This is a genomic window from Paenibacillus oryzisoli, from assembly GCF_001653565.1.
GTDB lineage: Bacteria > Bacillota > Bacilli > Paenibacillales > NBRC-103111 > Paenibacillus_E > Paenibacillus_E oryzisoli.
Genome location: NZ_LYPB01000070.1, coordinates 1 through 14,055, shown reverse-complemented (window position 1 = coordinate 14,055; position 14,055 = coordinate 1). Strand labels below are relative to the sequence as shown.

The following is a 14,055-nucleotide window of genomic DNA, read 5'->3' as shown; positions in this document are numbered from 1 at the left end:
CTCCATACCAATTTAAGGAAAGCTAATAGGTACGAGTTGATTGAATCTGATCGCAATAGCCGCTGCTTGTGCTCTAGTCAGTGCATCAGCAGTGTTGACGGATTGATCTTGCCCTGTAATAATGCCGTATTTGATGCACAAGGCAACAGCTTCCCTTGCCCAATCTGGTATGGATGCATCATCCTTGAAAGCACCAAGCGTGCTGTTCACTTCGCTTTCAGTCATCGCAGCATCCACGCCGATTAGTTTCATGCTTCGTCCTACCATCACCATGGCTTCCATCCTCGACAGCTCTTCGTTCGGTCTATAAGTGCCGTCCTTGAAGCCATCGACGATGCCATTCTCTGCTGCAATGGCTACACTACGGCTGTACCAATCAATTCTCTCAATATCCTCGAAACGAACATCCGCTTTTTGGTTCATAAGACCGAGCACTCGGAGCAGCACAGTAGGATACTCTGCTCTCGTAATATGGCTATCCGGTACGAATTGATCGGCTGTTCTGCCCAACATGAACAGTCGACCTGCCGCATCACTTATCGATTTCTTCGCCCAGCTCTCATCTTCAACGTCAACAAAGTTGGGATGATTGCGAATAAAAGCCACGCTTCCGCTGCCAGTCAACACCAGATTCACATAAGCTTGATTGTTAACGACATCAAACTTCCACGGAACGGTTGTCCAATTGCCATTCGCATCCTTGAGCACAACCGCTGTTATATCGTTTGCGGCCACGTCATCTGGCAATGCGATTTTGGCTAGTACGGATCGATCCTTATAAGCATTCGATGCCTGAATGTCGAATCTGACTCCCTGTCCGCCGCCTAACAAATCAGCTTGCAGCTCATGAGCAATTTGTTCAAAGCTATTCTTCTCCCCCTGGCTATTCTTATCGATCTTGACTTGCAAGTCATCAGAAAGGCCTGTTACTTCGCTAGCAGGGAATGCAAGTTCTGCAAAAGGAGATGAAATCGCAATGGTTTGCTTACTTTTCGCTGCTTGCTCCAATACTTTTGTGCTGATATCAAATTCATAACCAACAACTGTCTTATCTTGTGATGTAATGGAAAGCTTCGTGCCCTTGCCGATTCCTGTTGTATCGGAAATCTTAACGAAGATCCGATCATCCTTCTTCTCAGAAGCGACCTTCTCACCGCCTACTAGAACATCCGAATTAACGCCAGGGAATCCACCGAAGCCACCACCGCCAAAACCACCAGTTGATGAGCTCCAAATAACGGCAGGCATCAACTCGCTTACTGCAACAGCCTGCTTACCACCATCACTCTTCTTCGCAAGCGCAATCTTGTCTCCCGCAGTTACAGGAATAATCCCATCCGCAGGCAGCAAGCTCCATCCGCTCACATCATCCCCATACTTAGGAGCAACTGGCACTCCTAGCGATTTCGGATACACGTGATAAACGAGAGATGCTTTCGTTACATCTACCGAAGAAACAACGTTGACTTTCGTCGCAGTCGTGTTATTAGGAACAGCCTGTGTGTAACTGGAAATAAACTCCTCAACCATTACAGCTGTCATCGCCTGAAGTGACACCGTATCGGATATCGCATATTCCGCTTTCGCAATACCTGCGCCCTCTTTCAAGCCTTTCACAGTACCATCGCTGGCTACTGACACTGCTTCACCCAAATAATTGGAAAATGTCAACTTATTGCTGTCTGCATTCGGAACGACTACTTCCTTAAACTTGGGATGACCTTGCGTATCTTTGCCATCAGGCAAACGCAAGAAAGCTTCTATTTTTCTAGATTCATTCTTTCTAAGATTCGGCACGTTGCGCAGCACCAACGCAACTGGCAGTTGATACGAGCCATTCGTCAGCGTCACTGACGCTTGATTACGATTCCCTGCATGATCCAACGCTTGAAACGATATTGGGAATGTCGGATCATCGCTGGCAGCTGTGATTTCCCCAGCAAACTTGCCATTCTGCCCAACGGTGACCCGTTGTCCATTCACTTCCATCGTCGAATCATTGCTTGTCGTACCGGATACTTTAATTTTACCGTTCTTCGTACGTTCACCAGTCAACGGCGTGTCGATATAGATGACAGGCGCTATCGTATCTACTGTCAGGTACAGCATCGTAATCGAGAAATCTCCTGTGCTTGTATTTCTCGTTTTCAGTTCAATGGCATACTTGCCGTCAGTTGTAAAGTTTGTGAAATTCAAAGTGCCTGCGCTGCCGCCTTGCTGGTTGACCAAGTCAACTTTCCCCAGCGATTGGTCATCATAGATCGCTTCAACTTCAACATTGGGTTGATCTGACGTAAAAGTGATACTTTGCTCCGTCGTATTCGTAAGCACCTCGATGAACGCATCCGTTACCTTGCTAAGCCGCTTCCCATTCGTCACTTGTGGGGATAGCTTCGGCTTGCTTGGCACGGGCAATAACGTACTTGCGGTGTCGATCCGGTTCGCAAAGTGATTATTCTCGTGTTTGTCCGCCGTTTTCGGTGGCTTCGTTGCCGCTGATACCCCGATGACATACTCCTGTCCAACCTCAAGTCCCGTATATTTAATCGTTCCTTGTGCGGAATTGCCTTCTAAGCTGGCATGATCCACCGCGTTGGAGTTTGAGGTAGCCGTCCATCCGCCTAAGCGAATATGCTCATACTTTCCGCTTTGTGCATTCCAATAGCTCTCAAGCTTCTTGTCACTCAATAGCAGAGACCCGAAATTCGAATAGGGAACAAGTTTGCCATTGACTTGCTGCAGGACATCAATGGCATAGCTGTGTCCATACTCTGCTTGGTCCGGCTTCTTCGGTGCAGGTTTGAAAGACAACTCGAAGTACCCGTTTCCTACTGGCTTCAAGGCAACATCACTAACAGCTGTTGGCGCTAACGGATCAACAATCTCGAACCGATTCGCTGTCGTCTTCGTCTGGAAATTGCTTGTAGACTTCAACTCTGCACGCAAATAATAATTCCCTTGGGCAAGCATGCCACGAATATCTTCCGTATCTCCTAACAAAGGCACTTTAGTGACGTCAATCTCCACTTGCCCTGCTGTCAAATTGCCCGTCTTGCCTCCCAGATTGGAGACATTCAAATCCTTGCCAATTAACATGCCGGCATCACCAGGCGCAAGAATGTCTCCGCCTGCCCCAGTTTGCTGGTTCATTACCGCATCTTTCGTTAAGTACAAGTTAACTGTATCCCCTTGTTTCGCGTTACTCACTTTCCACGATGCGGTAAACTTATTCACATCTGCCGCGCTTGGGCTCAGCTTTATCTCATCCAATTTTGCTACCTGTGGAATGTTAAGAAGCTTGGACTCCACTAGCTGATCCGCATACAGCTTCCAGATACCGCCACCTACAAGGTTTTTCGGTATGGCAATGTATACCTTGTTTCTTGCTGCCTGTACACCCGTTGGAATATGCTGGGTAAAGGCATTCGCTTGCGGATTCGTTCTCGTTTCATCATAGATTAACTTATAGTCCTTTCCGTTGTTGTCTTTCAACACCAGATTAGGCGCTTTGTTCCCAAAGTATTCGAGCTCAAGAAGTGCATCGCCCGTTACATTGCTCATCGGAATCGCATGAAGCTTACCTTCATCAGAAACGGTAATACCGCCAATCCCGATATTCATTGAACCGTTATCCAGAATACTTACACCCTCAGAGATGCTGTGATACTCAATGTCATGAATGGCATCCTCTCTGGATTCCCACGAGGTAGCCAGCGTCTGAATACCTTGACCAATGGCGACTAATTTCGGACCTGTTTCGGGGTCTTCCATCCGCAAGTACAGCAGTCCATCCGGCAGCTTTTCTCCCGAAGTACCGAATTCAATATCTCCATCAAAGTAGTACGTGATGCCCAAGCTAATAAACAAAATTGAAACACTGCCCCACATCTTGTCATTATTAGCACCTAGTGAAATTCCACCTAAGGCCATACCGCCTACAACCGGAACACTTCCCGGAATTTGAACTTTTGCATTGACGAAGCCTTCGAAATCAATTCTATTCTTAATTAAATTTTGTCCGATAAAAATGCTAGCTCTTCCAATAATGACGTCCCAGCCTAAAATGTCTACTTCTGCAGAAGCGCTGACAAACCACGGCGTCATCCATTGTGCCTCAATCGTAGCTTTCTTCAGCATCACAAGCCGCTCTTCGCTAAAGTCCAGCTTACCTGCTAATCTGATCCCTGATTGTCGCAAGGTCATATCAATGCTGCCATAGAACGTTGCCGGGTTTACGCCAAAGGAAACATCTGCACCTGCTTCAATGGTCAGCGGCACATCACTACTTCCTCCAGCGATTGTATCCGCCAGCTCGCGAATGGCCCCCCGAATACTCGTCAAATATGTTGCACCTGCGATCAGTACACCCGGCTCGCCCAAATCAGCAGAGAAACCAATCACATTCGGAAGAATGCGTTTATCTTTCACTTTCTTAAATTCAATCTCGACGCCTACGCTTGTCATCCCGCTAAGACTCGCATTAAACTTCAATCCGTAGGTGTTCTCGATGCCTTCTACTTCTTGTTCGTAATGAACGATATTAATCTCACCAGACGGCTTCTTCTTGCCATCCTCCTCTTCTTCCGTGCTTTCGATCAGCCCTAAACTTTCATTCAGATCAAATTTCAATCCCGCATCAATGCCGACAAAGCCTTTATCATTGAAAATAACATTCTTGATCTCCGATTCGATAATTTTCAAAGAAACAGTGCCGCCAAATGACACACCACCTTCTCGCAAGATGAAGTCATTGAATTTCAATCCAAACCCATTAATCGAGAAGCTTGGAGCTGCAAATAAACTGTGCTTATTGAAATAGACATCGCTGACCATCAACTGACGAAGCGGATTTAATCGATCGCCAAGTCCTCCGACTGCCCATTTCAACGAGCCATTTAAGGAGTCGTCTTCGCCGCCAGTTTCTTCCTCTTCTTCTTCCTCTTCCCCTTCTTCATCTTCTTCCTCTTTTTTGGTCAAAGACTTATCAAAACCATTATAGAAATCTAGCGTCCATTCTCCTTTGTTGAAGACAAATCCGCTGCTTGCCACACTTAGCGTGCCATCGCCTTTGATATTCAACGTGTTAAAGAATGGAATCTTGTCCGTGTTCGCCTTAATTCCGAATATATCAAGCTTTCCTTTGGCAAAAACCATATCTTTCCCGCTATAAGCAACGCTTTTGTTGATAATGGCAGGCTCTTTTTTGGTATCGACAACATACTCCGCATCATCACCGGAACCGATTTGATTGATCATGCCTGTGATTTCAACCAGCACTTCCGTTCCCGGTTCTTCTTCACCACTGTCCTTCGCTTCTTCTTCAATCTCTTCCTTATACGCCTCAAGCTCTTCTTCGCTTTCAAAGGGCATTAATCGATATGCCGCTACTTCCTCGTTCGATAACGCATTCTCAATATCAAACTGCGGATCAACAGCCTTACTTGCAATACCCAAAGCGCCTTTCACGAGTCCGAAAATAGAGATATCATTATTAAGCTGAGTTCTATCCTTCACTTTATAACCAGGGAAATTTTCTTCAAGCTCTTCTATTTCCTCTGTACTCAGTGGCTTGCCTGGTTGAGCTGTCAAGTCCACTTTCGTTTTAACAACCGTCAGAATGTTGGCTTTCCGCACCCTAGCTTCTTCATTCTCACTCACAACAAATCTTTGATTCGTTGTAATATCATACAATTGCGCAATTTCCGGATCGTCCCCTTTGTCCCCCTTGTAATCAATCTCGACCTGGTATTCACCAAGGGGCAGTTCTGGACCTAAATTGTTCAGTTCTTTCCCATTTTCGTCCTTCATGACGGCTCCGTTTGCATCGACCATATCACCCGTACGATAGGAAATTCGCATATCCCCGACCTGACCATCTCCAGCCGGCTGCAGAATAACCGAATCCTTCACAGGCACTTTATAGCGTTGCCCTGTCGCCATTTCTTTGAAATACAGATCAAAATTCGGATCCGTTGTTGCATTACCTGTGTAATAGGCTTCAATATTCGATAAATTAAGCGTTATGTACTTCACATCTGTCGCATAAGCCTCTTCAGGCGACATGGCATACACATACGACTGCGCAGCGGTTCCAACAGGTGGCAGAAACACAAAGTTTGCCTTGCTGGACATATATTGCGCTTCTATAGACATATCATTTGCTTGGTTTTTGTCTTCATTTTTATCTTGATATTTACTTTTACTCTTAAGCTCGTCCAGAGCTTTCTCGGTTTCTTTACTGCTTGCCGTAAGCATATATTCTTTGGTCGTTGGCCATGCCCTGCCTTTAGCAACTACCTTGAATGAAGCTGTAACCGTCTCGCCTGGTTTATACTTGGGCTGAATGCCATGTTGAGCTTCCTCAGGCGTGGCCTCTTTACGGTAGTTTATTTTCATTGAACGATCTGTTTTCGTCTTGACTTTGCCATTCTCGATAATAGGTTGACCCTTGCTATCCAATTCAACGAAGCTAAGTCCACTATCTAATGTCATCTCAAGTTGAATGTTAGAATGCTCTATGTTAAAAGAAGGCAAATTCTCAATTTCCGCTACAATGTCAAATACGCCTTCATTCACATAGGCGTTCCCATCCTCCTCTGTAGCTAATTGATTAACAGGATCAATGTAGCGAATGGAAAACACCTTGTCCGGCTCGACAATTTCACCCAATCCATATACTGTTTCGAAGCTTTTCATAGCATTCTTGGCGATTGGATCAGCGTTCCAGTACAACGCAACAGCGGAGTCGGCAGTCCCATAATCATTCGTGTCGGTTGTGAAATCAAGATTAGGATTAACGGTGTAATCCCATTTGGTATTCGCCAATGAATTCCAATGGCCAACAATCATTTCATCCACAATGTTAATGTCTTTCTCCGAGAAATTATTAAATCCGTAGGCAACCACATTGGTTGCAAGCGGATTCGACTTATCCCATTTATCCTTCATCACCCAATAGGCTGGCAATGTAAATAAAGCTTTTTCATGTTCCCCTACAGAGGAGTCCAACTTGGATTCATCCACGAGTTTTCTTTCTACCTGCAAGGGCACTTGATAGGCGGTTCCCACCTGAAATGCAGGCCCATCGTTGCCACCAACCATCGTGTCTAGCAAAATTCTCGTTCCGACCTGTACATCAGCACCCGAGTGATTCGTCACTTCATAACGAACGTTCACATTGCCTGAATTCGCAATGTCTTTAACATCCATATACAGCATTAAGATTTGCTTAATCTCTACCCCTTTAATTGTCCAAACCGTTTCGACCTGTTTCGTACCGTCAGGATTGCTGACAATTCGCGGTTTCGTAATTTCCGAGAAAAAATCAACAGCAAATTTATATGGATTCCCAAAAATATAATCGGTTCCGTCAATTCGGAATGTGGTAAAGGATGATTCAGGATCGTCGCCTCTGAACATCATATTGACATTTTGATCATTTTTGCGAATAGGCTGCCCTTCCACTGTACGGATAGCAAATCTGCCCGTGTTATTATCAACCGTTACCTTCAGGAAGCTATTGCTGAGCACCGTCACGTCTTTCTGGTTAACCACATCGGCCAATACGGATAAGGGGAAATTTAATACCAGAGAAATCAATAAACAAATAGACAACCACTTTCTTATTACTCTCATCAGCTATGGCTCCTTCTTGCATGAGATAGAATGATTGACCGGAGCGCGAGACAGACATGTCTTCCTACTCCGGCAATCATGATGACTTGGCAAACCTGAACAACAGCGTTATTTCTTCAATTTGCTAATGAAGAATGTAGCGAATTCCCGTTCTCTTTCTTGCGTCCTTACGATGATGGTATACCATCCCGTCTCAGGGAATTCGACTTTGTAGGTATGGGACAGCAATTGCTCCATAGTTACTTGCTGTGCAATATACTTCATCTGTCCTTCACGATAGAGGCCGCTATGGTACAGAATATCGTACCTTCCACGCTCGTTCATCACGCTTTGTCCATCAACATTCATGACATTGAACCCGGAGATCCCAAAGGTGACATGGTTCTGATCGAACAGAATACTTTCCCCTGTAGCCGATGAAATAACCTGATCATTCCCAATAATCAGCAGACCGCTGTTAGCCAGTACGACCACGTTCTGCTTCACACTTGACGTGTTGCCAACTTCATCGGTCACGGTATATGTCACCGTCTGCTTGCCTAGCTTGGATATATCCAAGTTTTCAACTGTAACCTTGAGTTTATTCGTTTCCGATAGGTTATCTGAAGCTGAATACCCGCCAAGATCGACGAGCGGATTGAAATTCTCTTGATTCTGTACAACCGCAACAAACGAACTATTCAACTTAATTACAGGAGCAGTATTGTCGAGACCTTCCACTTTGATCAGGGGTCTGTTGATATTGCCGAGAAGGTCGCTCAAAGCAACTCGTATCTCGCCGTTTGCTCCATAAACCATCGAAGTCGTATAGCTTCCCGTCTCATTACTGATCAAATTGCTGTAGGCCGCACCTTGTTTCACAGGCACAGTTCCTCGAAACACTTGATTTGGCGCATCAACTTTACCGATTATAGTTGCTCTCACCTTGCCCTTGGCATAGCGCTTACCGCCGCTGGTAACGATTTCCCCCTCGGGTACGAGGTTGCCCTGCTCATCAATGAACTCATACGTAATACGCTCAGGATCTGGTAAATTCGGTACTATGTTCGTTACATTTTCTTGCAGCAACGTTGTATTGCCCAAGGCATCTGTAATAATAAAATCAAGGGGGCCATTATCGTACACGGTTATCTGTTGTTTGCCATTCACCACAATAAATTGTTTAGGATCGTCAGGATCCTTATTCAAGACACTCAACGTGACGCCTTGCGTATACATCACATTGTCATCGGAATCCGTAATCGTCTTGAAAGATTTGCTGCCGTGCTCTCCGTAAGTATAGGATTTTACAATTTCCACGTTAGGCTGAGAGCGGTCAATATTCGTGACAGTTGCCGTAGCCGAACCCTGATTTCCTGCTTCATCTTCAAATTGGAATGTAAATGTGCCATTATCTTTGAAAAGATAATCAGCTCGTGCCTCATTATTCAGAATACGAACATCTTCAGAAGGATCTAATCTAACTAATACATTGGCCGTCGTCGGTTCTGTGATTTTTTGAATAAAATCTGCGGTCGGCGGTGTATTGTCTATGTTTTTTACGACAATCATCAGTTTCTCGGTCTTTGTGCTATCCATTGTATCCGTCAGATCAAAGGTATACAGACCATTGATCGTTACCTCGAAATTGTTGCCCGATTTACGAACGGGTACCATCGGGTTGTTCGTGCTGGATGCAGGTGAGACTTTAATTCCCGCCGGCACCGAAATGCGAAGCACGTTGCTTTTCGCTGGTTTCAGCGTACTATGCACGGCAAGTCCATATATCGGCTCGTCTATAGCAGCGTACTCACTCGTATCAATCGTGCTAACATCACTCACTGTCCCCAAAGCTGATTTGAATTTAACGCGAAGATTGAAATCCTGGACCTTGGCGCTCTGCACTTTGATCTTCGAGAAATTCGAATACGGCAACCACGGATTCCATGTTGTTCCGCCATCGGAAGAAATGGCAAACTCGAACCCTTCCTTGGATATATTTTTTAGCTCTAGCTTGACAATCGCATAATAGCCGTCTGATTCATTTCCATCCATATAAATGAGATCTTTCTGCAGTACTTCTATCGGCTTATTCGCTTCTCTGGTGACCATGAATGTATCGGTATTCTTAATCACGTCATTCCCCGCAGCATCTTGGGCGTACACATATAGCGTATATTCAGCAGCCTCACCCTCAGCTAAGTTCGTATTATCAATCATAGCTTTGTTGTCTTCTGGAAGAACTTTCCAATTTACCGAAGCTTTGTCCGGAAGCGTGTCTCCTGACTTCACCCATTGATATTTCGTAATTATTGCATTCGGACTATGCGTATCTCTGACTGTCACATCGACGATATGCGATGGCTTCGGATAAGCTCCTCCTGTTTTACTGAAGGTAACAAGCGGTGCCGCATTATCGAAATGATAAGCTTCACTATAGTTATAGGTGTCATTCGTACCTTGTTCCTTGACTTTAATGTGCAGATACTGCACACCATTAAGCCATGCATTCTTATTTATCGTAAAATAATAGACATCCTCTGTAACCGTGCTGCTTCCATATACATGATAAGAAACCGTAGGTGGCAGCGCAGGTGATGGACTGTACGCATAGGTAAGCTCAGCAACAGAAATTCCCTTGATCGAGAAAGTAACATCATGACTCTGTACGTACTCTACTGAAGCTGCCGGCGAGAAATCAACGATAATCTTTTTAATCGGATCAATATGAACAGTGTCTGCCATTTGCGTTATCGTTTGATTACCTGCTTTGTCCACAGCCATGAGATGAAGCTCATACTCTCCAGCTTCATCTACGTTGTTCAACGTGGAGACCGAACGATCCTCAGGAACTACTTTCCAGGCGATTGGATTCGAACGCTCTCCGACCTTAACCCACTGGTATTGCAGCTTGGCAGGATCAATACCACTGTGCTTATCCTCGGCTGTAACTGCCACCTTCACCTCAGCCGTATTATTGCCACCAGACACTGCGGCTGATAATTCGGGCGACTCATTGTCCAGAAGAAGGATCCCTCGTGCGTAGGTCCAGTTGGAATCGTCTTGCTTGAAATCCTCAAGTTTCCATACGGACGTATCCTTATAGTTACCTACCGCTACAAGCGCTTTATCGGAAGCATATTTCTCTGCATCCGCCTCAGAACCAGTAGGATTTTGCGTCTTAAACTCATTGATCCACCCCGTATACTGAGCAGGGTTGTTCACTTTGTATGTTTTCATTTTGTCATATTGCATTAATTCTCTTGCTGTGTCCCACGTCATATCCGCAGTCCATGTATGCAGATACCACGCGCCGCTATTCGCTGGTTCGAAGGCTTCCATTGGCGGGATCAGCAAATTGGTCTTATTATTGGCAACAACAGGCTCAAAATCAGACATTTCACTTGGATACAGAACACTGCTTGGCTTCTCGCCTGTTAGCGAGAATCGTTTGATCGCTGCGTAATGATCGGCTTCCTTGCCCTCCAAAGGATTGCGCTCGCTTTGACTCCAATAATAGTAGACAAGTCCTACTCCTGAAGAGTCTTCAGGCTTTGAGCCCGTCATATTAATCGGATGATAGATGCCTCGACTTGGTCTCACAGCGCCCGGTTCATCTGGATCAAGCGGTGGCGTAATAATCGCTTCATCATTGGCATCAATCGTCAGCTTGTCAACTTGCTTGTATACGGCATCCGTTACACCGCTATCGTATCTGAAGTCGATCTTCGGAGCTTTGTTATCAATAGCTAGATTAGCCCAATCGATCTTCGTATTAGGTACGGCTTGGGAAGGATCTGTATTCGTTGATGGGCTGACATTCGCTGAATCCATCAGCAGATTGCCTGCATAATCCTGAATAACTCCCTTGTCTGTCCCACCCGACTTAAGCCTATGCGTCAGAGCAATCGCTTTGAGCAAGGATACGTCCAAATCACTTTCCGTAATCGTTGCCCGGAATCTCCAAACACTTGTATTTTCACCTTCAACATACTCAGCTTTCATCCCATTATTGAAAAGAAGATAGAGACCGTTAGCGTTCCAATTGTCCCCTTCTTTCACGATCGCATCTTCCGTCAACTGCACCTTGAAGTTGATGACATCGCCTTTATTCAATGTACTGCCGGTCACAATCTCCGGCTGAATTCCGTTAGCGACCGACGAGTATTTCGGAGGTACTGCATCAATAATGACGCGATAGCCTAAATTCGTACCATAGTCAAAAGGGTTTATCGTTTTGCCAGCCAAATAACTGGAACTGGATGAACTTGATTTGTTAAATCCATCCATCTTGAGTGGATTTCCCGCCGCGTCATGGAATTTGGAGGCATCGATCTTTTCCCACAACGATCCCGATGCATTGAGCTTCTTCTGCTCTAAATCCCCGCCAGCGTCGATCGGCAAGTTGCCCGTGTGGTGATAATCGGCTGCCGTATATTTGTAAGGCAACGTTTTCGTATACTCCTTCGACTGCTCCGATGTCAAATCCAGCTTCATGCTTTGATTCTGACCTGCCCCTGGCAAGCCTGTTCCTGCTGGATTCATAAACAAATTATGACTTGCTAGATTGTTCGTAATGATTTCCGGAGCTTCTACCCTAACGTACTCGCTGAAGTTATAGGTTAGATTGAAGTTTTGCTCCTTTTTCAAAAAAAGCTCCTTCTGATTAATTTCAGTATTATCCCGTTCTGTACCGGTTGTTGTGAAGGTATAATCCTTTATCATAGGTGCGTCGATATCAGCGAAATACAGGCGGATGCCGTTCACTTCTGTAGAAGCACTATTCGTCTCTGTCTCTAGAATGATATAGTCGTCAGGCGCAAAGCTGAGCCACGGTGAATTGACATTAAGCTTGTCATCATCATCATCCGAATAGGATACGTCGGTCCACTTGGACGGACTCCCATCCCAACCGATTTTGGCGGTCCCATCATGTTCGCCTAGCGCATCACCACTTCGGTTCTGCTTATCAGTATAGACCCATATCTGTGCATTATTAGAACTTGAACTGTTCAATATACCGGCTTTGACCATGAAACGCGCAGTACCGCTTTCAGCCAGTTTCTTCAACTCCGGGATATCGGCAACTTTAATTTTCCCGATGAAATGACCATCCAGACGGTTAATGGACGTTTGGTTAAATTCAATATCACTGTCTTCCGGATCCAGCTCCTCACCGATGCTCGTTACGCTCACACCAGTAACCCCACCGCCGAAAGCAGCTTTATAGAACAATGGGAATGCATTGAATTGTGCTGCATCTGACGCAGCATTATTAGGCTCACCCATATCATCGTCATCATCCTCAAACGTGTATTCTCCACCAAACGAGGTAGTGAAAGATGACATCGCTTCACCATTGATAATCTCCACTTGATGAAAATGTCTCTTCACATAGTCCGTATTCACGCTCGTTCCCGCCTGCGCCACGCCTGCTGATAGATTGAAAACCATTGTGATCAACATCGTCGCCACAAGAAAGATTGAAATATGTGTCTTCATTCTTTTTTTCACCTTCGAACCCCCTAATTGGAATATTTATCCATAACCTTATCTATATCTTCCATATTGACAACCAAATGAATATTGTTCATCGTGCGAAGCGACCCTGAAATAAGTCCCGTCACATGTCCATATTTGTCCAAAATTGGCCCTCCTGACATACCGTTTACGATCTGTGAGGATACAAGAATGCGATCTCTGCCATTAATATTCGCTCGCGGGCTATTGACGATGCCTTCCGTGATGATCTTCGTATCCTTCATGGGATATCCGATGGCAAACACTTTCTCACCATGCTTCACTTTGCTTGTCCTCAAATTTATATAAGCATAGCCGCCTTCTGGTTCGTAGCCGCTCTTATCCTGCGGAAACTTAAGCACTGCCGTATCGGTTGTTTCGTCCTGCGACACAACCCGACAATTTTCTTCAATGCTTCCATCATTCCTCACACAGGTAATCCGGTCAGCCCCGCCGATCACATGATAGGCCGTAAGTGCGGTACCATCTTCTCCCACTACAAAGCCTGTCCCCACATCTTTTAACGTGCCATCCTCACGAAAAGCCCGCACATAAAAGAGCGCCTTTTCCGCATTCGCATAAATCGCTTCTGCCCCGTAGGTTTCTGGCGGATTTGCGTCAGAAATCATATAATGACTCGTAAAGAGGCATAACGCGCCGATTAAAACAATAAAAAACCTAGTCGCTTTCTTCACGTACATTCACCTCATACATCCAAAATCTTGCTGCTGTTAGACTGCAAACACTCGTGTAAATGATAGTTCTATATACCTAACTAGTATAAAGAGTCGTTCTCTCAAAATTCTCACAAAAAGGAAAACAGTGTCGAAAGAGAACAAAAAATAGAGTAGGCCCATGCATAGTTGCATGGGCCTCTCACAGAACCGAACGTGCGGGTCATCGCATTCGGCTCCTCCAGCG

General features: G+C 45.3%; 3 protein-coding genes. All 3 read right to left on the bottom strand.

Features of this window, described 5'->3' with window-relative positions:
- Positions 1-12 precede the first annotated feature (12 nt).
- Complete coding sequence (locus A8708_RS16325) at positions 13-7,635, bottom strand: S-layer homology domain-containing protein (RefSeq protein WP_068665265.1); 7,623 nt, start codon at positions 7,633-7,635, stop codon at positions 13-15.
- A 108-nt stretch (positions 7,636-7,743) separates the two neighbouring features.
- Positions 7,744-13,128 carry a DUF5011/hyalin repeat domain-containing protein gene (locus A8708_RS16320; protein ID WP_068665263.1) on the bottom strand — a complete coding sequence of 1,795 codons (5,385 nt, stop codon included), beginning with the start codon at positions 13,126-13,128 and terminating at the stop codon, positions 7,744-7,746.
- A gap of 11 nt (positions 13,129-13,139) precedes the next feature.
- Positions 13,140-13,829 carry a S1 family peptidase gene (locus tag A8708_RS16315; protein ID WP_068665261.1) on the bottom strand — a complete coding sequence of 230 codons (690 nt, stop codon included), beginning with the start codon at positions 13,827-13,829 and terminating at the stop codon, positions 13,140-13,142.
- Between the last annotated feature and the right edge of the window lie 226 nt (positions 13,830-14,055).